This window comes from Fictibacillus sp. S7 (assembly GCF_004127935.1).
Taxonomy (GTDB): domain Bacteria; phylum Bacillota; class Bacilli; order Bacillales; family Fictibacillaceae; genus Fictibacillus_C; species Fictibacillus_C enclensis.
In genome coordinates this window covers 569,880-591,665 of record NZ_QJKL01000001.1, presented here as the reverse complement: position 1 = coordinate 591,665, position 21,786 = coordinate 569,880, and the positions used below count along the sequence as shown (strand labels likewise).

The 21,786-nt window shown below is 45.8% G+C and carries 25 protein-coding genes; 1 reads left to right on the top strand and 24 read right to left on the bottom strand.

Annotated elements, in window-relative coordinates; genetic code table 11:
• Window positions 1-194 precede the first annotated feature (194 nt).
• Genes DMO16_RS03090 through DMO16_RS03060 form a run of 7 tightly spaced genes read right to left on the bottom strand, consistent with a single transcriptional unit; the run spans window position 195 to window position 5,764 of the window.
• Complete coding sequence (locus tag DMO16_RS03090; protein ID WP_061971669.1) at window positions 195-1,181, bottom strand: biotin--[acetyl-CoA-carboxylase] ligase; 987 nt, start codon at window positions 1,179-1,181, stop codon at window positions 195-197.
• Window positions 1,166-2,353, bottom strand: coding sequence for a CCA tRNA nucleotidyltransferase (locus tag DMO16_RS03085; protein ID WP_129475264.1), 1,188 nt, complete (start codon window positions 2,351-2,353; stop codon window positions 1,166-1,168). The genes DMO16_RS03090 and DMO16_RS03085 overlap by 16 nt, the downstream gene beginning before the upstream one ends.
• 8 nt (window positions 2,354-2,361) lie before the next feature.
• Entirely contained in the window at window positions 2,362-3,489 is a 1,128-nt protein-coding gene (bshA, locus tag DMO16_RS03080; protein ID WP_061970612.1) for an N-acetyl-alpha-D-glucosaminyl L-malate synthase BshA, read from the bottom strand.
• A gap of 10 nt (window positions 3,490-3,499) precedes the next feature.
• The gene (bshB1, locus tag DMO16_RS03075) at window positions 3,500-4,192 is read right to left on the bottom strand and encodes a bacillithiol biosynthesis deacetylase BshB1 (protein ID WP_061970614.1); all 693 of its coding nucleotides are present in this window, start codon (window positions 4,190-4,192) and stop codon (window positions 3,500-3,502) included.
• Entirely contained in the window at window positions 4,189-4,605 is a 417-nt protein-coding gene (gene mgsA / locus DMO16_RS03070; RefSeq protein ID WP_061970617.1) for a methylglyoxal synthase, read from the bottom strand. Before mgsA ends, bshB1 begins: the two co-directional genes overlap by 4 nt.
• Window positions 4,606-4,620: 15 nt before the next feature.
• On the bottom strand, window positions 4,621-5,424 hold the full coding sequence (dapB, locus tag DMO16_RS03065; protein WP_129475262.1) for a 4-hydroxy-tetrahydrodipicolinate reductase: 804 nt from the start codon (window positions 5,422-5,424) through the stop codon (window positions 4,621-4,623).
• Window position 5,425: 1 nt separating this feature from the next.
• Window positions 5,426-5,764 (bottom strand): nucleotide pyrophosphohydrolase, encoded by a 339-nt coding sequence (locus DMO16_RS03060; RefSeq protein ID WP_061970621.1) that lies wholly within the window; start codon window positions 5,762-5,764, stop codon window positions 5,426-5,428.
• Between the two features lie 144 nt (window positions 5,765-5,908).
• On the opposite strand from DMO16_RS03060, the gene DMO16_RS03055 reads away from it, so the two are divergent.
• A complete protein-coding gene (locus DMO16_RS03055; RefSeq protein ID WP_061970624.1) occupies window positions 5,909-6,781 on the top strand; it encodes a YitT family protein in 873 nt (290 codons plus the stop codon).
• Between the two features lie 470 nt (window positions 6,782-7,251).
• Here DMO16_RS03055 and DMO16_RS03050 read toward each other — a convergent pair whose 3' ends face one another.
• From DMO16_RS03050 to ndk, 17 genes are all read right to left on the bottom strand, one after another.
• Window positions 7,252-7,929, bottom strand: a complete 678-nt coding sequence (locus tag DMO16_RS03050; RefSeq protein ID WP_061970626.1) for a zinc metallopeptidase — start codon at window positions 7,927-7,929, stop codon at window positions 7,252-7,254.
• 71 nt (window positions 7,930-8,000) lie between these two features.
• Window positions 8,001-8,801 carry a sporulation protein YpjB gene (locus DMO16_RS03045; RefSeq protein WP_061970628.1) on the bottom strand — a complete coding sequence of 267 codons (801 nt, stop codon included), beginning with the start codon at window positions 8,799-8,801 and terminating at the stop codon, window positions 8,001-8,003.
• A 62-nt stretch (window positions 8,802-8,863) separates the two neighbouring features.
• On the bottom strand, window positions 8,864-9,445 hold the full coding sequence (locus DMO16_RS03040) for a DUF1405 domain-containing protein (protein ID WP_061970631.1): 582 nt from the start codon (window positions 9,443-9,445) through the stop codon (window positions 8,864-8,866).
• Window positions 9,446-9,514: 69 nt separating this feature from the next.
• Entirely contained in the window at window positions 9,515-10,273 is a 759-nt protein-coding gene (locus DMO16_RS03035) for a menaquinol-cytochrome c reductase cytochrome b/c subunit (RefSeq protein ID WP_061970634.1), read from the bottom strand.
• Window positions 10,274-10,411: 138 nt separating this feature from the next.
• Window positions 10,412-11,083 carry a menaquinol-cytochrome c reductase cytochrome b subunit gene (gene qcrB / locus DMO16_RS03030; RefSeq protein WP_061970636.1) on the bottom strand — a complete coding sequence of 224 codons (672 nt, stop codon included), beginning with the start codon at window positions 11,081-11,083 and terminating at the stop codon, window positions 10,412-10,414.
• 3 nt (window positions 11,084-11,086) lie between these two features.
• The gene (locus DMO16_RS03025; RefSeq protein WP_061970638.1) at window positions 11,087-11,590 is read right to left on the bottom strand and encodes a ubiquinol-cytochrome c reductase iron-sulfur subunit; all 504 of its coding nucleotides are present in this window, start codon (window positions 11,588-11,590) and stop codon (window positions 11,087-11,089) included.
• A 133-nt stretch (window positions 11,591-11,723) separates the two neighbouring features.
• Window positions 11,724-12,185: a YpiF family protein gene (locus tag DMO16_RS03020; protein ID WP_129475260.1), complete on the bottom strand. Its 462-nt coding sequence runs from the start codon at window positions 12,183-12,185 to the stop codon at window positions 11,724-11,726.
• Window positions 12,186-12,275: 90 nt separating this feature from the next.
• A complete protein-coding gene (locus tag DMO16_RS03015; protein WP_061970642.1) occupies window positions 12,276-12,812 on the bottom strand; it encodes a ReoY family proteolytic degradation factor in 537 nt (178 codons plus the stop codon).
• A gap of 93 nt (window positions 12,813-12,905) precedes the next feature.
• Entirely contained in the window at window positions 12,906-14,165 is a 1,260-nt protein-coding gene (locus DMO16_RS03010) for a tetratricopeptide repeat protein (RefSeq protein ID WP_129475258.1), read from the bottom strand.
• Between the two features lie 317 nt (window positions 14,166-14,482).
• Window positions 14,483-15,595, bottom strand: a complete 1,113-nt coding sequence (gene hisC / locus DMO16_RS03005) for a histidinol-phosphate transaminase (protein WP_129475256.1) — start codon at window positions 15,593-15,595, stop codon at window positions 14,483-14,485.
• A gap of 18 nt (window positions 15,596-15,613) precedes the next feature.
• Window positions 15,614-16,420: a tryptophan synthase subunit alpha gene (gene trpA, locus DMO16_RS03000; RefSeq protein WP_425590057.1), complete on the bottom strand. Its 807-nt coding sequence runs from the start codon at window positions 16,418-16,420 to the stop codon at window positions 15,614-15,616.
• 1 nt (window position 16,421) lies between these two features.
• Window positions 16,422-17,630 carry a tryptophan synthase subunit beta gene (trpB, locus tag DMO16_RS02995; protein WP_129475252.1) on the bottom strand — a complete coding sequence of 403 codons (1,209 nt, stop codon included), beginning with the start codon at window positions 17,628-17,630 and terminating at the stop codon, window positions 16,422-16,424.
• The gene (locus DMO16_RS02990) at window positions 17,611-18,270 is read right to left on the bottom strand and encodes a phosphoribosylanthranilate isomerase (protein ID WP_129475250.1); all 660 of its coding nucleotides are present in this window, start codon (window positions 18,268-18,270) and stop codon (window positions 17,611-17,613) included. Before DMO16_RS02990 ends, trpB begins: the two co-directional genes overlap by 20 nt.
• Window positions 18,260-19,018, bottom strand: coding sequence for an indole-3-glycerol phosphate synthase TrpC (trpC, locus tag DMO16_RS02985; protein ID WP_129475248.1), 759 nt, complete (start codon window positions 19,016-19,018; stop codon window positions 18,260-18,262). The genes DMO16_RS02990 and trpC overlap by 11 nt, the downstream gene beginning before the upstream one ends.
• Window positions 18,999-20,039, bottom strand: coding sequence for an anthranilate phosphoribosyltransferase (gene trpD / locus DMO16_RS02980; protein ID WP_129475246.1), 1,041 nt, complete (start codon window positions 20,037-20,039; stop codon window positions 18,999-19,001). The genes trpC and trpD overlap by 20 nt, the downstream gene beginning before the upstream one ends.
• Before the next feature lie 353 nt (window positions 20,040-20,392).
• Window positions 20,393-21,175 (bottom strand): CheR family methyltransferase, encoded by a 783-nt coding sequence (locus tag DMO16_RS02975; protein WP_129475244.1) that lies wholly within the window; start codon window positions 21,173-21,175, stop codon window positions 20,393-20,395.
• Between the two features lie 110 nt (window positions 21,176-21,285).
• Complete coding sequence (ndk, locus tag DMO16_RS02970) at window positions 21,286-21,729, bottom strand: nucleoside-diphosphate kinase (protein ID WP_061970659.1); 444 nt, start codon at window positions 21,727-21,729, stop codon at window positions 21,286-21,288.
• Window positions 21,730-21,786: the final 57 nt, after the last annotated feature.

The following is a 21,786-nucleotide window of genomic DNA, read 5'->3' as shown; positions in this document are numbered from 1 at the left end:
TTTTTAAGGAGGCACAGAGGAAAAACCCCTCGAAGTAATCAGAGGGGTTTTAAAGTACGTGTGTTTCTGCAATCCCTCTGTCCCGGTCCTTTATGGATCTAGGCAGATTAATACGTTAATCTTTCCTTCTCAGAAAGTGCAGTTCCTAAATGCAGGATACCGCCTTTTCTACACCTATTACTTTACCACAATATTCAGGTTCCGGGAATCTCAATGTCAGCCGAATAAATCGGGTGGATGTTCCCTTCATCATCCTCAAGAAGCAAAATTCCATCATCAGTAATGCCTTTTGCGATGCCTTCAATCTGCTGATTGAGGGTGCGCACGCGAATGCGCCGTCCGATGCTGTTTGCGTAGCTTTCCCACATAAGCTTCACGAGCGCGAATCCGTTGTTTAAATAATCATGATAAAGTTCTTCCATTTCTTTAAGAATGGATGAAATGAGTTCTGCCCGTTTGATTTCTTTTCCTGATTCTATTTTCAGGGAGGTGGCAATATCCTTGAGCTCGTCGTTAAAATCGTCACGTCCCACGTTTACATTAATACCTGGGCCGATAATGACCGCATGTACACGGTCGGATTCCGCCTGCAGTTCCGTTAAGATTCCGACAACCTTTTTACCATTAACCAGAATGTCGTTCGGCCATTTGATCTCCGGACGGAGACCGGTAACTTTCGAGATGGCTTTGGTGATGCCGACCGCTGCAAGCAGGGTAAGCTGGGGAGCCTTTTGGAGAGGAATGTCCGGGCGAAGAATGAGGCTCATCCAGACTCCTGTTCCTTTTGGCGACTGCCATTGGCGTCCGAGACGCCCGCGTCCGCCGGTCTGTTCATCGGCAACCACCAGCGTTCCTTCATACGCACCAGACTGTGAAAGCCGTTGAGCAATCTCTTGTGTACTTTTAACAGATTCCTCGTACACTATTGTCCTCCCGAGAACCTCTGTTTTGAGCCGCGCATTGATTTCTGCCGCTGTGACTCGGTCAGGTGCAGATTGGATCCGGTATCCCTTGCGAGGCACCGCTTCAATCACATATCCTTCCTTGCGCAATTCCTCAATATGCTTCCAGATCGCTGTGCGCGAACAGCTCAGTTTATCGCTGATTTGCTGTCCCGAAACATACTCCCCCTCATTGTTCATGAGCATCTGCAGCAAATGCTGTCTCATTTTCCCTTCCAACTCCTTACCCAACTCAGAATTTCCTCTTTATTGTTTTGCACTGTCTTTTCGACGACACCTTTTTCAATTTCACCAAGAATCTCCTGAATCCAGGGTCCCTTTTCCCTTTCAAACGATTTCACAATGTCCCGCCCATTGACTGCCAGTTGCTTTCTCGAATGGATGGGCAGTCTGCGATAGGATTCCTGTAGCTTGCTGAGCTCTTCATTGGCCTTTTTCCCCTGCAGCAGATTCCTTATCCGTAAACATGACACAGCCCGTTCCTCGCCTAGTTCGTACAAATACACCGGCTTCCGTACATCCTTGTCCAAAAAACGGAAGAGCAGCCCAACCTCCCGGATGAGGGCATTGGACCGTTTCCAGGCTTTTAAAAAACCAGTCAAATCAGAAGCCCCAAGCAAAAAAAGAAGAGCGGCCCATCTTTCTTCATCCTTTTCTAAACCGGTCCACCCAAATGAAGAAAGCGAGTCCGCCCTGTCTTTGTATCTCTCGAGTTCTGGCAATGAAGAAGAAAATCCTTCTTCAAAGATAAACGCCAGGCAGATTGGAGCATCCATCCCCCGAAGGAGCTTAGTAAACTCGACTGCAAGCCGTTCTACCGCAATTTCCCTTAATTCTTTGGACAAGGACACACAGGCCATTTTCGTTTGGGTTTCAAGCGAAAACCCTATGACCGACCAAAACCGGAGGGCTCTCATGATTCGGAGAGGGTCCTCATGGAATCGTTTAACAGGATTTCCGACGGTTTTTATGAGCTGATTTTGAAGATCCTGTCTGCCGCCAAAAGGGTCATAAATTGTCCCGAACCGGTCCATGGCCATTGCATTGATGGTAAAATCTCTTCTTGCCAGATCCTCTTCCAGGGAATCAATATATTCGACAGACGAAGGATGACGGCGGTCCACATACTTCCCTTCTTTTCTGAACGTTGTCACTTCATATGAAACCGCCCCATGCCGAACAATCACCGTTCCGTGTTCAATACCGACGGGGATTGTTTTTGGAAATAGAGAAGAAACCTCCACCGGAAGCGCGGAAGTGGCAATATCAATATCCCCCATTTTCCTGTCCAGCAGAAGATCACGGATACAGCCGCCAACCATATAAGCCTGAAACCCTGCCTCTTCCAGCCTGTCCATAATATATTGTGCACCTTCAAAAAGATCTTTCATTTGGCATCCTATCCTTTTAAAACGCTATAGTATAGCTGCTCATAATCTTCCACGATCTTGGAAGAATGAAAATGATCTCTTACATGCTGCATCGCCTGATAGGAAAATCTCTGTTGTTTGCTTTCATCCGTCAGAATGGAAAGCGATGCACGGGCGATACCATCGATGTCTCCCAGTTTACAAATATACCCCGTTTCTCCGTCCAGAATTACTTCTGGTATTCCGCCGATGTTCGTCCCAACGACAGGTACTCCACAAGCCATTGCTTCAAGCAGAACCAGCCCAAAGCTCTCTTTCTCAGAAAGGAGAAGCTTCAAGTCGCTTATGGAAAATAATTCAGCCACATTTTCCTGCTTTCCTAGGAAGAGAACATGTTCTTCAATGTTCAGGTCCTGGACCAGCTTGCAGGCGACCGTAAATTCCGGACCGTTTCCAATCAACAGAAGTTTTGCTGGAATTTCGCTTACGATTTTATGAAACGCCTTAATAACATCAGGTACCCGTTTAACGTTCCGGAAGTTGGAAATATGAATAATGACCTTTTCTTCCGGTTTGATGCCATATCCTTTCTTCAGATGGCTCGCATCCTGCTTAAAATATTCCCGTTCATCTACAAAGTTATAGATGGGATAAATCTCATTTTCCACGCCTAGCAGGCGATATGTATCATTTTTCAAACTATTGGATACTGCCGTTACAGCATCCGACTTTTCAATCCCGAATTTGATCATCTCTTTCAGAGAAGGATCATATCCAAGAACTGTAATGTCAGTCCCATGGAGGGTGGTAACAATCTTTAGCTGTTCACCTGCCATCTGCTTCGCCAAAAAGGCACACACCGCGTGCGGTATCGCATAATGCGCATGGATAATATCCAGCTTTTCACGCTTGGCGACCTCCGCCATTTTACTCGCCAATGCCAAATCGTACGGCGGATATTTAAAGACGGAATAATTGTTGACTTCCACTTCATGATAAAAGATATTTGCATACACTTTTCCAAGGCGGAAGGGCAGGGCAGAGGTAATAAAATGTATCTCATGCCCTTTTTCAGCCAGCAGTTTTCCAAGCTCAGTAGCTACAACCCCGGATCCGCCGACAGTAGGATAACATGTAATTCCAATTTTCAGCTTCATTTGGTTCTCCTTACAATGTCTTTAATAAATAAGGCTTTTTGGTAATAAACCCTTCCGCGTAGGCGACACCCGCTTCAAAGCCAAACATCTTTTCCCTGGCGCTGACCGATTCAATGTATCCATTAACAAGCGGTGTAGCAAAGCTTTCATCACTTTTAACGAATTGGCTTTCATAACAATTCAGCGCCGCCACCTTTTTTTCAAAAACAGACGATATATCAACGAGCAGATGAGGCTTGTGGAAACCGTTGATAAAATAAAAATAAATATTTTTCACCCTGTGTGGAGGCAGACCCTCGGGATCCGCAACATTTTTCACACCAGCGGAAAATGCCGCTTCTTCCACAAGTTTTGAACAATTGCCATGGTCCGGATGGCGGTCCTTCGGATAAGGAACAAAAATGCTGTCCGGTTTTACTTTTCGAATGACCGTCACGATCGACGCGATATGGTCCTCTTTCAGTAAGATACCGCGGTCGGGAAGTCCAAGATTCAGCCGTTCGGTTACACCAAGCACGTCAGCAGCCTTCTTTGCTTCTTCTTTCCTTCGCTCCACCGTACCGTTAGATGAAAGTTCGGCCTGGGTAAGGTCGCAAATGGTAACCCTTCCTCCATTGGCCGTGTGATTCGCAATGGAACCGCTCATTCCAATTTCAACATCGTCCGAATGAGCGCCAAACGCGAGCCAGCTTTCTTGTCTCATGATGATTGCCCTTCTCTCTCTCTAATAATGGTTCTCCAATTGAAATCGCCGCGCTCCATGGCCCGGATGAACAGTTCTCCACTCGCCACGTTCGTCGCTACCGGAATCTGGTAAACATCACAGAGGCGAATGAGCGCGGAAATGTCGGGTTCGTGCGCCTGTGCGGTTAACGGATCACGAAAAAATAGAACAAGATCCATCTCGTTCTGCGCAATTAACGCACCGATCTGCTGATCGCCACCAAGGGGACCGGATTGAAATCTGTGGATATTCAGCCCGGAAGCATCCATGATTTTTTGTCCTGTAGTGCCTGTTGCAAACAATTCATGCTTCTTCAAAATCGGTTCATAAGCAACTGAAAAATTAATCATTTCCTGTTTTTTATTATCATGCGCCACCAACGCAATTCTCATCGTTCCCCACCCTTTTTATTCAATAATATTTTCCAAGCCGTAAACAAGATGATCCACATTCATGACCGCTTCGACCGCCAGCTTGACACCAGGCATGAATGAAGCCCGGTTCATGGAATCGTGCTTAATGGTCAGCGTTTGTCCTTCTCCACCCATAACGACTTCCTGATGCGCAACAAGCCCAGGCAAGCGAATACTGTGAATCCGGATTCCATCGAGTTCGGCGCCTCTTGCTCCTTTAATGTCTTCTCTTTCGTCAGGGTGCCCCTGTTGTTTGGATTCCCTGACCTCACGAATCAACTGTGCAGTTTTCAGAGCTGTTCCTGACGGGGCATCCAGTTTTTGGTCATGATGCTTTTCAATAATCTCGATATCCGGAAGGTACCTTGAAGCCATCTGCGCAAATTTCATCATCAAAACGGCACCTACGGCAAAGTTTGGTGCAATAATAGCGCCCAGTTCACGCTCGGATGCGAGGTTTTTCAAGCGTTCAAGATCTTCGTCTGAAAAACCGGTAGTTCCGATTACCGGGCGAACATTGTGCTCCAGCGCCTGTTCAAGATGAACTTTTCCCACATCGGGTTTTGTCAAGTCAATCAGGACATCCGGATGGATTTCCGAAAAACACCTTGGGGCATCCTCATATACCGGAATATCAAGCGCAGGCATGCCCGAGACATCCTTCAGCTTCATGCCTTCATTTCTTGAATCAATAACCGCAACAAGTTTAAAATGCGGGGTTTCTGTTACCATCCGGACAGCCTCGCTCCCCATCTTTCCTCGTGGTCCTGCAATGACGATAGAAATTTCCTTGTTCATCTTATTGTTCCTCTCCTTCTTCAATCCGTGTCCAACGGTCTTTATCTCTTGTATTGAATTTTTTCATGACCAAATCAAACGATTTTTCCATACTAATATTGAGTGAATTGGCAAAACATAGTAAGACGAAGAAAAGATCGCCGAGTTCCTCTTCGATCGTCTGTTCTTTTTCGGTTGATTTTTTTGGTTTTTCCCCATAATAGTGGTTAACTTCACGGGCAAGCTCGCCAAGCTCTTCGGTCATTCGGGCGGTCATGGCCAGTGGGCTGAAATAGCCTTCTTTGAACTGGCTGATGTATGTATCAACTTCTTTTTGCATTTCTTGCATGGTCTTGTTCATCGTATATCACCTCATGTTCAATCCTACGTTAATGTTAGCGGAGAATAAAGCATTTGACAAATTTCTTGAGCGATTGAACGGCCCCCGTTTTTGCTTTATAATGAAAACGCCATCAAGGCGACGCAACAGAATCAGGAGGCACGTATGACTTTTCCCATCCGCATCAAAAACGTCTTTTTTATCTTGTTGGGCTCCGCCATCTTTTCTTTTGGCATCGTGCATTTCAACATGCAGAACAATCTGGCAGAAGGCGGTTTTACCGGCATTACCCTTATTCTTTACTTTTTGTTTCATATTGACCCTTCGTATTCTAATCTGGCGCTCAACCTCCCGCTTTTTTTTGTTGGCTGGAAGCTGCTTGGAAAAAACGCATTCATTTATACGTTGATCGGTACGCTTGGTGTGTCTCTTTTTCTTTACCTTTTTCAGCGTTTCTCTTCTCTCAGGGTTGACCTGAAACAAGATATGCCCCTCGCAGCCCTGTTCGCTGGCGTTTTTATCGGCATCGGACTCGGCATTATTTTCCGCTATGGCGGAACAACAGGCGGAGTGGATATCATTGCACGGCTCGGTCATAAATTTATGGGATGGAGCATGGGGAAAACAATGTTCATGTTTGATTTCGTCGTCATTTCCCTCTCGCTTGTCTATCTCGATTATAAAGAAGCCATGTATACCCTGGTCGCCGTATTTGTTGGCGCAAGGGTGATTGATTTCATGCAGGAAGGCGCGTATGCCGGAAAAGCAGCGATGATCATCTCCGAAAAAAACACCGAAATCGCTGCCCTGATCATGAAAGAAATGGACCGGGGAGCTACCCTTCTTACGGCCAAGGGAAGCTTTACCGGCACACAGAAGGAAGTGCTGTACTGTGTATTCGCCCGTAATGAAATCGTCCGTCTCAAGCAGGTTATTGAACGAGTCGATCCGCACGCCTTCGTGACCGTCAACGACGTTCACGAAGTCCTCGGAGAAGGCTTCACACTCGACGCAGACAAAAACCCAATAGGATTATAAGAAAAGCTGAGGCGTCCGCTTAGAAGCGCAGACGTTGGAGGCTTTGAACACAAATACGCTTTTTGTATTTTGTGAAAAGGCGAAACGGCCGAGCTTCTGGACGCCGAAGCTGGATCAAATTAGGAAAAGCTGAAGCGCCTGTTCTGGCCCGACAAGCACTGGAGCTATTGAGCATAAAACTCTTTTTGTTTTCTGCTCAATAGCGAAGTGACCTCGAGGGCCAAGGAGCCGAAGCTGGATCCAAATAGAAAAGCTGAGGCGTCCGCTTAGAAGCACAGACGTTGGAGGCTTTGAACACAAATACGCTTTTTGTATTTTGTGAAAAGGCGAAACGGCCGAGCTTCTGGACGCCGAAGCTGGATCAAATTAAGAAAAGCTGAGGCGTCCGCTTAGAAGCGCAGACGTTGGAGGCTTTGAACACAAATACGCGACACAAAAAACCTCCGCATTCTGCGGAGGTTTTATCAATTTTAATCATCATTATTCATGCCAACGAACATGAGCACAAAGCGCAAAAGTTCGAGAACGGCAACGAGCGCAGCTGCCACGTATGTGAGTGCAGCGGCATTCAGCACTTTTCTAGCCTGTCGTTCTTCGTTATTACGGATCATGCCGGTGGATACAATCTGGTCCATCGCCCGGCTGCTGGCGTTAAATTCTACCGGCAGGGTCACCAGCTGAAACAGCACAGCTGCGGCCATAAAGACAATACCGACCAACAGCAGGTTAGCTGATGTGAAGAGTATACCCGCTAAAATCAGAAGATACGAAAAGTTGGACCCGAGATTAGCAACAGGCACCAATGCATGCCGAAAGCGAAGCGGTGCATAGCTTTCTTTGTCCTGGATCGCATGTCCCACTTCATGGGCAGCGACAGCAGAGCCGGCAATTGAATGGCCGTAATAGTTTTCTTCCGATAAACGTACCACTTTTGTACGCGGGTCATAATGGTCGGACAGCCTGCCGCCAATCGGCTCTACTGCCACATTGTACAACCCGTTTTGGTCCAATATTTCACGGGCGACTTCAGCTCCCGTTTTTCCTGTAGAGTTTTCAACTTTTGAATATTTATTGTAGGTGCTTTTCACTTTCATTTGTGCCCAAAGCGGGATAATCAACAAAAGTGCAAAGTAGATGAGAAAAGACATTTATGGCATTCCTCCACTATTATTTATACTTTAATTTTATTAATCTGCAGCTCTTATGTCAATTAGAACGCTCATTCCTCCGGCCACTCTACTGCCTTTTCACTCTCTGTTTCTGCTTTATATTTTCTCCATCCGACATAAAATAATGTAGAGAAAATAATGCCTCCGATCGAAAAAATCAGCCAAAATAAAGAAGGATCTGAAGTGTCTTCTTTTGCATCAAACAGTTTTTCAAAATCTCCCTGAATCGAAGTGAGTTTTTCGCGGCTCTCCTTCGATGAAATCATGTTAGTTCTTGTGTTTTCGATATATTCCACATCCCGGTCGACCTGGTCAAAGACGGCTTCTGTCACGTCCATGCTCACAGCGGGGCGGATCATGTTGTAATTCGCCAAAAATTCGTTTGCAGCCTCCTGAAATGACTGATCTTCCTTCTTTTTTAGAGAAAGCTGCATCGATTTAATCGGGTTCATGATTTGGTACTCCGTCTGTTTCCACAGTGGCTGATGGTCTGAAACCAGAGCGTCCATAAGCAGCCGGACGCCGGTCAAGCGGCTGATTTTCACATCACGGGTTTCCTCTGCCCTGCCCAGAGCTTCTATCGTATTCTCCATGGTCATGTCCACCATTCGGATTTTGTCATCCGCAAGATCACTATTTGCCACATCTTTGCCAAACTGGGATGACATATAGAAGAGAACCTCGCTTGCTTCTTTATACCGTTCTTCCTTGGCAAGCTCCAGCGCTTTATCGGACAATTGAGTAACATTGTCAAAGTCTGGATGCTGGCCGCTGCCGATTGCATGCACAGCAGCCGGCATCAAAAGCAGAAAAGCGCTTAACGCTGCAACGGTTTTTCGTTTTATTCCCATTCCTGTCCCTCCCATACGGTATAACCCATCATATGAGAAAACGGACAAGGATAGACCTCTAATTACCCGCGATGCTGTACGTCACGGGTTAGCACATAGATCAGTGCAACTGAAAATGCGCTCAACCAGAAGGTCAGGTAGCCGATCAGTTGCATATGGTCGGCGAGTATATCGTAACGGGGCATCATTCCGTAAACATAGTCAATCATCTCATTATGGAACACCCAAAGAGCGGCAACAGCCATGTGGCGAAGCCGGATCTTATAATATGAGGCGTACAAAAGTCCTTCTATGGCCATCCCCAAATGTGAAAATATCAACATGTAGCTTTCCCAATACAGCGGGGGAGCCACCAGGCCGCCAGCAATGTTCATTCCCACCGCCCATATGCCATATTTAAATAAGCTGACGGCGGCCAGTGCTTCGATATACGGAATATTTTTTCCGAACAGAAATGCAATAAGCACAAAGACAAAGAACAGACTTGCTGTAGGGCTGTCCGGCACAAAAAGAACAAATTTCAGCGGCGTCGCTGCCAGCTGGTCTTTATACCAGTAGTATCCATAAGCTGTCCCGATTATGTTGACAATCAGCAAACAGGTTAAAAACCACCTTTGCTTCAGGATTCCGTAAAGATAGATCATTTCTTTTCTCCTAACATGGCTGAATGATGTAAAAAAAAGCCGACTATAGAAGCCAGCTTTTTTCCATTGCTATTTTTCCAGTTTAGATATAAAGTTAGCCAATTTTTTTAAATCTTCTTCATTGCCCTTGTAAGCGTTGGCAGGCATCGCTCCACGGCCTTCCTTGGCAATTTTCATAATATCCTCAGGCTTTAGCCCGGTTCCGATCAGAGATGGACCCGTTCCGCCCGACAGCTCTGATCCGTGACAGCCTACACATGACTGACTTTTAAACACTTGATAACCAGGATCATTTTTATCAATATTGGTCTTAACGATCTTCCCTTGCTCTTTTGCCTTTTCCCAGTCATGGGTTACAACGGACTCCCACGTCAGATATGTAACGGAAATTAGTGCAATAAGCATTAAACCTGTTGCAACCGGCCGTTTCGAAGGACGTCTTTCAGCCCCTCTGTCCAGCCATGGGGCAAGCATCAATGCTCCAAACGCAAGACCCGGAATAACAATGGTACCGATTAATACATAATCACCGGCAGCATACTTGTATTTCAATAGCTGGTACAAGAAAAGGAAATACCAGTCAGGAAGCGGGATATACCCGGCATCTGTGGGATCTGCCTTACGCTCCAGCGGAGATTCGTGCGAAATGGTTAAGATTAAATACCCTATTAAAAAGACGGCACCTACCATCCATTCTTTTAAAAGGAAGTTTGGCCAGAATGCTTCTGTCTTTCCGGGATACTCTGAATAATCTTTTGGAATGTTTGGCTTTCGCTCTGCAGGGACACGCGAGTCGCCTACAAATCTCATTCCTTTGCCTCGATGCATCTTTCTCCCTCCCTTTTCGTAGCGTCTGGAAGCTTTCTAAATCAACAGTGGACGCTTCCAAAAGCCAACATCCTCTCTTTACCTGAAAGAGCGGTTTCAAGCTGAATTTTAAAAATAAAGATAATTAAGAAAACAGTTTTACAGCGGTCCGGAGATCCCCTGTTTACGAATCATGATAAAATGGGCTCCCATCAGCGCCAAAAGTGCAGCCGGCAGGAAGAAAACGTGAATGGCAAAGAAGCGTGTCAGCGTCTGTGCCCCGATAATTTCTCCTCCAGCAAGGAAGGTTTTTGCAATCGGTCCAATAACGGGAATTGTTTCAGCAATCTGGATCCCAACCTTCGTTGCGAATAGCGCTTTCATATCCCAAGGCAGCAAGTACCCTGTGAAACCAAGACCAAGCATAACGAAAAAGATCAATACTCCTACCACCCAGTTCAATTCACGAGGCTTCTTATATGCTCCCTGGAAGAATACGCGTAAAGTATGTAAAAACATCATAACAATTACCAAGCTGGCTCCCCAGTGATGCATTCCCCTAACAATGACACCGAATGCCACTTGATTCTGCAGATAATACACAGATTCCCAGGCATTTACAATATCCGGAACATAGTACATGGTCAAGAACATTCCAGACAGTATTTGAATGACGGTAATGAAAAACGTCAATCCTCCAAAACAATAAACAAACGCGGAAAAATGATGGGCGGGATTCACGTGCTCAGGCACTTCATGGTCAGCCACATCTCGCCAGAGCGGCGTAATATCCAAACGCTCGTCTACCCAGTCGTAAATCTTTTGCAGCACTGATTACGCCCCCTTTCGTGGTTTTGCCTTTCCTAGATACAATTTTCCGTCTTTTACCTGGCTGTCGTACACATCGAGAGGCGCAAGAGGCGGTGTACCTTTAATATTCGTACCGTCCTTCTCATAACGGCCCCCGTGGCAAGGACAATAAAACTGGTTCGGATGGGCAGGATCAGTATTCCAGTCAATCGTGCAGCCCAAATGTTTACAAACCGGTGAAAGCGCTATTAATTCACCTTTTCCGTTTTTGTAAACCCATGCTGATTGGGTCACCTCTGATTCATACCATCCGTCTTTCTGCTTGATTTTGAAGTTAAAACGCTTTGGTTCCTTGCCGATTTTGCTGACTTCAGTAACCGCTACCATATCCTGGCTCGCACCCTTTTCAAGAATGGGGTCGATGGCAAAACGCACCATGGGCATCAGCATTCCTGCAGCCATGAATCCTCCAACTCCGGTTAATGTGTAGTTCAAAAACTGGCGCCTGGAGATATCTTCCTTAGACATTTCGTTTCCCCCCCTTGCTGTAAATAACGTCCATCCGGACAATTGGTTTACACACATATTACTAGGACATTAACATGATAGCGTAAGTTGACTTTTACTGTCAATATGAACCTGAATCTCCAATGCTTGCTTTTTAGCTTTCCTGCCATTTATGCAAAATGACTTGAAACAGCTGTTTCACTTGCTCTTTGACAATTTCCTCCCGGTAATCTGCATCCATCGTCTCCATCGGAATGACAGGCATCCATAAGAGAGTTTCCCCAAGCTCCTGCTCTCGCTTTTTCCACCCAGGGTCACTCGTCAGAAAATAAACATGGCGGAGTCCTTCATCCTTGAGTTCCTTCACCCAGGAATGCAGGCGAAGCATCAACGTTTCACTGTCTTCCTCCATCAAATACGTGAACGGGGGGAAAAGAAACAGCCGTCCGTGAAGCTGCCGCTCAGTCTCCTCTCCGATCAGCGTCGCATAATCTGCCATGCTGGCGCTTGTCCTGATGGAAGCACCGAACGACAGAGGAAGCAGCGGGATGATGGCAGTATCCACAAACTCTTTTGACTGCTGGTAAACGGTAATATCTCCTGAACTCCATTTCATCTGCGAAACTCCTTTTTATGTATGTATTGTCGTTGTATTCATCATCGTATCAGAAAATAAAAAATAAAGCCCTCTTTTTTTGAAAGAGGGCTACAATTTTCTTAGTTCATCCGTAAGTTTTTGGAATGTAACTTCATCCTTTTGGTCGAGTGCCTGATCAATCTTCACCAGTATTTTTTGTCTTTTGAACTGGGAAACAGATTGATCCAATATGAGTTCGGCCCATAGTCCGTATTTGCGGTCCGTTACCATATTGTCAGGCAGGTGCGGATTTTCCTCCAACACGGACGCGTACTCTGGCGTTAGTCTCGAGGAGTTGAAATTAAGTTCTATAAAAATATCCTCTTCCTGGTTAAGGCGAATGTCGTGGAATGATTTCTCAGCATCGGTCGTCAGCACGTTTTGTTTGTAAAAACGGAACGGAACCCCATCCGTACACTGAGCTGACATGATAATGGCTTTAGGGCAGTACTCGGCTTTTTCTACAAAGTGAACCTTTTCCATGAGCTGGTCGTCACTGACAAGGTAGTTTAACAACCAGACGCACTCACGTTTTTTTAATTGATAATGATTTAAAAACCATTTAATAAAATCCTTTTTTTCAAGGACAGAAACGGTGCTGCTCATTGTGATCCCCCCATCATTCCTAACCAAAGTATATTACTTTAGTATATTCTTGCCCTGCTCGATAAATCCTGCTTTCCGGAAAGAATAATTGAATTAAAATTCCTCCAGCCTGCTGATGGTTTCTTCCAGATGATAAAGGTTTGGGTTTAATGACAAGGCATGCTTCAGGACTGTGGATGCCTTGTCAGGTTCTCCTTCTTCAATCAGAAACATTCCGTATTCTTCTAAAAAGACTTCATGGTTTTTAAAATTAGGATAAGCTGATTCATATTGTCCACGAGCAGCTTCAAATTCTTCTGCTTCCTTGTAGGCATAGGCGAGGTCCCATGCCATCTCAGGCGTCTCATCTCCCTGTTCCTTTACATGCGTTAGGAGCTCGATGATATCATCAAACCGCTCTTCTTTCTTCAGCTGTGAAGACAGATGAAGAACGGCATCTGCATTGGAAGGGTTCAGCGCAATGACATCTCTTGCAAAGCGCTCACCTTCTTCCTGATTGCCCATTCGATACAAAAGCTTTGCTGCGCGGACTTTCAGGTCTTCATTGAATTCATCCTTGGCAATCCCCTCCCGGACAGCTTCCAATGCTTCGTCAAGCGCTCCTTCTTCCTCATAAGCAGAAGAAAGCAGGGGATAAAGGGTCGTATAATCAGGATCAAGGTCTTTTAATTCTGTCAGGGCTGTAATTGCCGTTTTAAACTCACCTGTTTTAAAGGCCGTCAGGCCATAACCGAACAAACTGTGCAATTCTTTTTTAATCTCCAAGCCTTTTTTGTAGTACTCAAGCGCTTCCTCAAACTTGCCTCCTCTGCTCAGCGATTCGGCAAGCCTTAAGTAAAGATCTCCTTCCGGAAGGGTGTTTGCAATCGGTTCGGCTTCTTTAAAGAAGGCAGCGGCTTTCAGGAAATCGCCTCGTTCCAAATAAAGTTCACCGAGCGCATATGCAAGAACTGGTTCCTCCGGATTGCTTTTTCTGGCTTTCAGCAGCTTTTGCTCTGCCACTTCATGCAGACCCTGCATGAAGTAAAGGTCAGCCTGCAAAAGAAGGGATTGGACATATGATTCATCATAGGCACTGATTTGCCCCAGTATTTCAAGGGCTTCATCTTCTTTTTCCATTTCAATGAGGAGTTCAGCCGCAAAGATGGTAAGGTCGCCTTCTTCCGGATAGAGCGCTCTCAACTGGGTAACAATCTTTAACGCTTCATCAAGATGGCCCCAATTTTCATAAAGCCTGGCAATGTCATACAAGGTTTGATGATCGGCTTCTTTTCTTAAAACTTCAACTAGCTGGATACCCTCCTGAACATGTCCCATTTCAACAAGGGTAATGGCTTCCTGTAACTTTTCCACTGGCAAAAACTCCTTCTCTCACTACAATTGTTCTATACGATTATTATACATGAGAGTAAGGGTGTACTTCAAAAGGTACGTTTGGCTAACCTTCTATAGACAGGCTATGAGGTCTCTTCCAAAGATATGATTGCCTTCCAATAAAAAAATCCCCGACGGTGAAAGCGCTGTCAGGGAAAGCAATAATATGGATAGGAGTGGAGAGAAACCATATTAGTTATAGTATAGCAGGTACATAATAAAAATCAACCGTATTTTTCGAAAATTTTGAATACAACAAGAAAGAAACCAAGCGATGGCTTCTTTCTTGTGATTTATTATACGGTTTCCTTTTTTATGCCGGCTGCCGTCTCCAGATAAGTTTCCAAGTGGCTGATAATCTCCTTGTTCTGGATCTCATCGCCTACCGTGATCCGCAGGCTTGTTGGAAACCCGAGCGCTGCTCCCGAGCGGACAATATAGCCCCTTTCAAGCAAATGCTGAAACAGCTTATTGGCATCTTCATTAAAATCAATCAAAATAAAATTACCCTGTGACGGATAATAGGACAGTCCATTCTTCTCGCAAAAGTCGTAATACTGCTTGAGTCCTTTTCTGTTCCTGTCCAGACATGATGCAAGGAAGTCCTGGTCTTTAATGGCTGCACGGGCAGCTGCCTGGGCAATTCTTGAAGTGTTGAACGGTTCTCTAGCCGGTTCAATGGCCCGAATAATGCGCTCGTCCGCAATTCCATAGCCGATTCTTAGTGCTGCCAGACCATAGGCCTTTGAAAAAGTCCGCATGATTACAAGGTTAGGATATTGTGAGAGGTAAGGAATGGTTTCAGGATAATCCTCCGCCACCACGTATTCATAATACGCTTCATCACTTACGACGAGAACATGCTCAGGCACCTCGGCCAAAAAGGATTCAAAAGCTTTTTGGCTGATATAGTGCCCTGTTGGATTGTTTGGAGAACAGAGCCAGACAATTCTCGTGTTTTCATCAATTGCTCCGAGCATGCCTTTAAGGTCATGCTCACCGTTAATTAGCGGGACTTCACGGATTTCTGCCCCTTCGATTATTGCATTATGCTTATATTGTGGAAAGGTATGTTCCGCCATCACCGTATTGGTGCCTTCACGCAAATAACTTCTTGAAAGAATCTGGACAACTTCGTCCGAACCGTTACCGAAAATGAGTTTTTCTTGTTTAACTCCCAAAAATTCCGAAAGCTCTTCTCTCAGTTCGGCGCTGTAGCCATCCGGATATAATCCAAGGTGAGCGGTTTCCGCAATAATGGCATCACGTACTGACGGGGAGCTGCCATAAGGGTTTTCGTTTGACGCCAATTTTGTAATTTTAGTCAGACCGTATTCCCGTTTTACTTCTTCAATTGGTTTTCCCGGTTGATAGGGTGTTAAATTCTGCAGTTGTTTTTTCGCCTCCACAAAGACCCTTCCTTTCTGTTAACTGTACACTTTCTTCACCGGGACCACTTTGGACAGAAAATCAGAAAACGCCGCAATGGCTTTGTCCTTTGTTTCCTCGTTCACAAGTTCAGGCCCCAGTTCTTCAATTTTTTTGACAATGGCACTGCCCATGATAAATCCATCGCATTTCCCTTCAAACTGCTGCATCTGTTCCCTGCTGGAAAGACCGAAGCCCACAAGTACCGGAACTTGGCTTGAAGCCTTGGCATTTTCCAGAAAACGGTTCAGGTCTTTGGCAAATGAAGTTCTTGTACCTGTCACGCCAAGGGATGAAATACAGTACAAAAAGCCTTGGGCCGTTCGGCTGATCTCTCCCAGCCGCTCCTTGGATGTCGTAGGGGCAGCCAGGGAAATCAAGCTCAAGTCATGTTGCAGGCACGACTCATGAAGCTCTTTGCTTTCTTCAAACGGCATATCCGGCACAAGAAGCCCGTCAATATCATGCTGTGCTGCCAATTCAAAAAATTTCTGTTCTCCCAATTGTAACAAAAGATTGTAATAAGTAAAGATGATAACCGGTATCGTCAGTCCTTTCTCCCGCATAATGGAGACTAGCTGTATCGCCTTTTCGAGCGACATCCCGTTTTTAAGAGCACGCAGCGACGCACGCTGGATGACCGGTCCATCAGCGAGCGGATCGGAATAGGGAATCCCCAGTTCCAAGGCCGAAGCTCCTTCCTGCTGCAGGGCAAGAGCAAGGTCAACAGTCGCTTCTGGAGAAGGATCGCCAGCTGTAATAAAGGGTACAAAAAGTGGCGTCTTTTGCTTCTGAAACTCTTTCATCCTATTGGTCATGGGAATCTTCCTCCTTCTGCTGTTCAAACAGAGTATGAACATCCTTATCTCCGCGGCCGGAGAGGCATATAATCATATTTTCGTCAGGGCTCATGGTTTTTGCTTCTTTGATCGCCTGGGCAACAGCATGAGCACTCTCAAGTGCACAAAGAATCCCCTCTTCCAGGCAAAGAATGTTCAGTGCCTCGAGCGCTTCCTCGTCGGTAATACATTGATAATCCACCCGTTTAGTGAATTTTAAGTAGGCATGCTCAGGTCCCACACCTGGATAATCAAGTCCCGCCGAGATGGAATAAGGCTCCTGGATCTGCCCTTCCTCTGATTGCAGAAGATACGTAAGTGAACCGTGGATAACGCCTTCTCTCCCGTTTGCCATTGTAGCTGCATGCAGCCCTGTCAGGATTCCCTTTCCTCCGGCTTCAACGCCTACAAGCTTTACATCCTCATTGACAAACCCGGCAAAAATGCCGATTGCATTGCTTCCTCCGCCCACACAGGCTACGACCTTATCGGGAAGCTTTCCGCCATGCATCTCCTTGTACTGGGCTTTCGCTTCAAACCCGATCACACTTTGAAACTCTTTAACAATTTTCGGATAAGGGTGCGGACCAACAGCGGAACCAATCAAATAAAACGTATCTTCAACCGCTGACACCCACTGCCGGATGGCTTCATTTGTCGCATCCTTCAAGGTCCGTGTGCCGCTGGTTACAGGTATAACCTCTGCACCAAGAAGTTTCATTCGGAACACATTCAATTCCTGTCTCCGGATGTCTTCTTCTCCCATGTATACTTTGCATTCAAGGCCGTAGCGGGCCGCCGCAGTTGCCGCCGCCACACCATGCTGGCCCGCTCCTGTTTCTGCAATGATTTTCTTTTTCCCCATCCGTTTGGCGAGGAGTGCCTGTCCGATCGCATTGTTAATTTTATGTGCGCCGGTATGGTTCAGATCCTCTCTTTTCAGATAGATGCCTGCTCCGCCGAGTCGTTCGGTCAGCTTCCCTGCATAGGTTAATGGAGTGGGTCTTCCTGAATAATGTGTAAGCTCATGTTCAAGATCCTTTTTAAAATCTTCATCATTGATCGCTTCCAAAAATCCTCTTTCCAGGTCCTCAAGGGCAAACATAATCGTTTCAGGTACGAACTTCCCGCCAAACTGGCCATATCTACCCTTGCTGTCAGGATATACTGTTTTCATTGATGATCATCCCTTCCAATTCTGTAATTGCCTCTTTGCTTTTCTTGCCGTCCATTTCAATTCCACTGGATATATCAATTCCATGAGGCTGATACCTCAGCAGCCTGGTGATATTACTGGCTGAAATTCCTCCTGCAATGAAGCACGGCACTTCTTGCACCGAAGCAGCCTCAAGATAAAAGGGTACAGCTTCCCAGTCAAACGCCGTGCCTGTCCCTCCATATGCACCTGCCACTCTGGCATCGATAACATAACCGTCAGCAACGCCCGCGTATTCTGCCAGTGCCTTCCATCCTTCCTCTTCATGCCTGACCGCTTTCCAAATGGTTTTGCCAGTCTTCTTCTTTAACTGCTTCAGAAACTGGGGTGTTTCGTCCCCGTGGCACTGAATCACGTCAAGAGGAAGCACATTAAGTGCCTGTTCAATCTCCTCAATGGATGAATTCACAAATACACCCACGAGCTTTTGAGGAACGGGTTGAAGTTCCTTTAACCAGCGTGAGACTTCTTGCGGCCTCACCTTTCGTTTGCTTTGCGCAAAAATAAATCCCGCATACCCTGCAGAAGAATTCATGACAAGCTCCAAATCTTCCCTGCTCCTGCATCCGCAATACTTTACCGCGATATTCTTATTCACCATACAGCAGCTGAATTCCTTTTCCCGGAGAAGGAGCGCGCATCAAGGTTTCCCCCACTAAAATGGCATCGATGTTATGCTCACGCAAAAACGTTAGATCTTCTGCCGTTTTGATCCCGCTTTCGCTCACGGTCAGTATCCCGTCTGGAATATGGCGAGCGATGGCCTCGGTATGTGTTACATCCGTTTTGAAGGTTCTGAGGTCGCGATTATTGATTCCGATTAATTTTGGGGTAAATACATTAAGGACCCCTTCCAGCTCTTCCACAGAGTGAACCTCTACCAGACAGTCCAGATTTTCTTCACGAGCATACTCATACAGTTCATGAAGCTTTCCGGGGTCCATGGCTGCCGCGATTAATAAAATCGCATCAGCACCAATATGGGCACTCTCCCTGATCTGTACTTTATCAATGATAAAATCCTTTCTTAGCACAGGCAGCGAGACCATTTGCTTTACGGCCACAAGATCAGCTGCATGTCCGCGGAAGAAACGCTGATCCGTCAGAACGGAAATGGCTGCGGCTCCTCCCTGTTCATATGACGCTGCAATTTCAGACGGCACATAATGTTCCTTAATGACTCCTTTGGAAGGAGAGGCTTTTTTCACCTCGGCAATCAGGGCCGGTTTTCGGCTGGAATTGGCAATCGCTTCATATAGGGATACCTTTTTCTGGTTCGGCTGGCCCTCAAACTCGCGGTCAAGCTTTGTTATTTCTTCTTTTTTCACTTCAAGAATTTGTTGCAGCATAGGGTACTCCTCCTGTCTGGTTTTGTATCATTTCAAGGTGCTCAAGGGCTTTGCCACTGGCAATAAGATCCTGGGCATAAGACACTCCCTCCCGGATACTATCCGATCTTCCGGTGAGGTATAGCGATGCCGCCGTATTGTAAACCACAATATTGCGTGCCGATTCAGGTGCATTCCCCTTAAGGACTCCCTGGATTAGAGCGGCGCTTTCCTGGCTGGATGAAACGGTCACATCCTCCAGTTTACCGTACGTGAGCCCCACATCTTCCGGGGTAAGGGTAAATTCTGAAACCTGGCCATCCTTCACTTCAAAAAAGTGTGTCGGTGCAAAAATCGAGCACTCGTCCAGGCCGTCCTCCCCCGTTACAACCAATGTTCTCTGATTCTTAAACTGTGAAATGGCGATCGCCATTTTTTCGGCCGTTTCCCGGTTAAACGCACCGATCAGCTGATGTGTAGGATGTGCGGGATTTACAAGTGGCCCAAGGATATTAAAAACGGTTCGGAATGAAAGGCCTTTTCGCGTCTGGCTGGCATGGCGAAGTGCCGGATGATAATTCGGCGCAAAAAGAAAACATAAAGAAAACTCATCCAGATTTCGATTAATTTCAGATACATCACTGCTCGATTGGATACCAAGCCTGCTCAATACATCTGCACTTCCGCTTTTGGAAGTAACGGCCGAATTTCCGTGTTTTGCGACTTTCACGCCATCTGATGAAAGCATGAGCGCTGAAGCTGTGGAGATATTAAAAGTGGAAGCCCCGTCGCCACCGGTTCCACACGTGTCAAGAAGCTGCGGAAAATCGACGTGCAAAGGTAAAGTGTGATCAAGAATCGCAGTGGAAAAACCGATGATCTCTGAAATCGTTTCTCCTCTGAGACGCAGTATGGTAAGCAAACTGGAAAGTTGAACTTCTGTTGCTTTCCCTTCCAATATTTCATTCATCATTTCGTAAGCTTCACTTTCTGAATACGTTTCTCCCAGGATTCCTTTTTGAAGCAGTTCTTTGATCGCCATTGCTATTCCTCCTTAATGATTGTATAGGCATTAGGGTGCAAGGCGCGTTTCATACCGGGGTTAAATAAATTGGAAGACAAAACATGTGTTGATCCACCTCCATCAGGATGGAGAATGAATGAGGAAAAAAAGGGGACAAAAAAACCCATGCACGAAGAGGCATGGGTGATATCTATGTAATAAACCCTCTGCTCCGCTCCACTCATCATTCTCGGCTATTCTCATCTCTCTGCTAAACTCACTCTGGTTCTCTAAATTCATCTCTAAACTCTGATCAACTAAACTAAATCGTTAAAACACAAGATAAAGCATTTACTTCAATTTGTCAACCCGCAAGAATCATCGATATCTGTTCAACTGATCGGCTTCTGATAAAAAAACGGCTCCATGGGATGCAAATTGAATCTTCCCGGGTAAAAAATCTGTTCGGTGCTGCCTACAAACAGATAACCTCCCGGCCTCAATGCTTCTGAAAATTTACGGAACAGTTCCTCTTTTGCTTCTTCCGTAAAGTAAATCATAACATTCCGGCAGACAATCAGATCAAATCCATCTTCAAAGGCATCCAGCAACAAGTTATGCTGTTTAAACCTTATGTTTTTTTTTAGATGGTCCCCTATGGCTGTTCCTTTTTCAGTATCGCTAAAACATGAGGACCTTATTGCTTCAGGCACGTGCTTTAGTGCGTTGTTGTCATAAATCCCTTCCTGCGCTCTTTTAAGGGCGGCCCTGTCAAGATCTGTTGCAAGAATGGAATATTCCCTCTTTGATGAATCATTATGCAAAAGACAGGAAAGGGTATACGGCTCCTCTCCTGCAGCACATGCGGCACTCCACAGCTTCAATTTCCTCTTTTGGGCGATAAGCTCTGGAATTATCCTATGCCGAACCACATCCCATCGTTCAGGATTTCTGAAAAACTCGGAAACATTGATGGTCATCCGTTCGAGAAATTCATCCATCAGGGGCTGATCTCCTTTTAATGCATCATAATAGCCGGAAAAGCTGGCATAATTTTTTTTATCGCGCAGAGCGGTAAGGCGTCTTTTCATCTGAGCCTCTTTATACAGAGACAAATCAATAGACGTTAACAAATTGATCCGCTCAACGAAACGCATGTAATCCTGATCCATCATTCTTCCCCTTTTTTGTGGTGATACCTTGTTTATCGGTTGAAAAGGGACAACTTTTACTTTTCTACAAAATGAAAAAACCAGCCGCAGCGGGCTGGTTTGTAACGCTTACATTAAATCCAGGAAGAACCTGCTTTTTCGTATTGTACGAGCTCTTCTTCATGAAAGAATAATCCGATTTCACGTTCAGCGCTCTCGGGAGAATCAGATCCGTGGATCACATTGTTGCTCACCTGAACAGCAAAATCTCCGCGGATGGTGCCCGGTGCAGCTTCGCCAGGGTTGGTTTTGCCCATCATGTTTCTTGCAGTTGCAATTACATTTTCACCTTGCCATACCATTGCAAATACAGGCCCGGACGTAATAAAGTTTACAAGATCACCGAAAAAAGGACGTTCTTTGTGCTCAGCATAATGATTTTCCGCAAGCTCGCGTGAAATGGTCATCAATTTTGCACCAGCGAGCTGGAATCCTTTTTTCTCGAATCGTGAAACGATCTCTCCGATCAGATTGCGTTGTACACCGTCGGGCTTTACCATTAGAAACGTTTGTTCCACAATAATTCTCCCCTATCTTCTATGTAGTTGCTTTTGAGGGTCGTCTATAATCTTCAA

What these genes read in the sequence shown, in the direction of transcription:
- DMO16_RS03085 (WP_129475264.1), bottom strand. Translation starts at nt 2,353, where the DNA reads ATGAAAGATCTTTTTGAAGGTGCACAATATATTATGGACAGGCTGGAA.
- bshA (WP_061970612.1), bottom strand. Translation starts at nt 3,489, where the DNA reads ATGAAGCTGAAAATTGGAATTACATGTTATCCTACTGTCGGCGGATCC.
- bshB1 (WP_061970614.1), bottom strand. Translation starts at nt 4,192, where the DNA reads ATGAGACAAGAAAGCTGGCTCGCGTTTGGCGCTCATTCGGACGATGTT.
- mgsA (WP_061970617.1), bottom strand. Translation starts at nt 4,605, where the DNA reads ATGAGAATTGCGTTGGTGGCGCATGATAATAAAAAACAGGAAATGATT.
- dapB (WP_129475262.1), bottom strand. Translation starts at nt 5,424, where the DNA reads ATGAACAAGGAAATTTCTATCGTCATTGCAGGACCACGAGGAAAGATG.
- DMO16_RS03060 (WP_061970621.1), bottom strand. Translation starts at nt 5,764, where the DNA reads ATGAACAAGACCATGCAAGAAATGCAAAAAGAAGTTGATACATACATC.
- DMO16_RS03055 (WP_061970624.1), top strand. Translation starts at nt 5,909, where the DNA reads ATGACTTTTCCCATCCGCATCAAAAACGTCTTTTTTATCTTGTTGGGC.
- DMO16_RS03050 (WP_061970626.1), bottom strand. Translation starts at nt 7,929, where the DNA reads ATGTCTTTTCTCATCTACTTTGCACTTTTGTTGATTATCCCGCTTTGG.
- DMO16_RS03045 (WP_061970628.1), bottom strand. Translation starts at nt 8,801, where the DNA reads ATGGGAATAAAACGAAAAACCGTTGCAGCGTTAAGCGCTTTTCTGCTT.
- DMO16_RS03040 (WP_061970631.1), bottom strand. Translation starts at nt 9,445, where the DNA reads ATGATCTATCTTTACGGAATCCTGAAGCAAAGGTGGTTTTTAACCTGT.
- DMO16_RS03035 (WP_061970634.1), bottom strand. Translation starts at nt 10,273, where the DNA reads ATGCATCGAGGCAAAGGAATGAGATTTGTAGGCGACTCGCGTGTCCCT.
- DMO16_RS03025 (WP_061970638.1), bottom strand. Translation starts at nt 11,590, where the DNA reads ATGTCTAAGGAAGATATCTCCAGGCGCCAGTTTTTGAACTACACATTA.
- DMO16_RS03020 (WP_129475260.1), bottom strand. Translation starts at nt 12,185, where the DNA reads ATGAAATGGAGTTCAGGAGATATTACCGTTTACCAGCAGTCAAAAGAG.
- DMO16_RS03015 (WP_061970642.1), bottom strand. Translation starts at nt 12,812, where the DNA reads ATGAGCAGCACCGTTTCTGTCCTTGAAAAAAAGGATTTTATTAAATGG.
- trpA (WP_425590057.1), bottom strand. Translation starts at nt 16,420, where the DNA reads ATGAAAGAGTTTCAGAAGCAAAAGACGCCACTTTTTGTACCCTTTATT.
- trpB (WP_129475252.1), bottom strand. Translation starts at nt 17,630, where the DNA reads ATGAAAACAGTATATCCTGACAGCAAGGGTAGATATGGCCAGTTTGGC.
- DMO16_RS02990 (WP_129475250.1), bottom strand. Translation starts at nt 18,270, where the DNA reads ATGGTGAATAAGAATATCGCGGTAAAGTATTGCGGATGCAGGAGCAGG.
- trpC (WP_129475248.1), bottom strand. Translation starts at nt 19,018, where the DNA reads ATGCTGCAACAAATTCTTGAAGTGAAAAAAGAAGAAATAACAAAGCTT.
- trpD (WP_129475246.1), bottom strand. Translation starts at nt 20,039, where the DNA reads ATGGCGATCAAAGAACTGCTTCAAAAAGGAATCCTGGGAGAAACGTAT.
- DMO16_RS02975 (WP_129475244.1), bottom strand. Translation starts at nt 21,175, where the DNA reads ATGATGGATCAGGATTACATGCGTTTCGTTGAGCGGATCAATTTGTTA.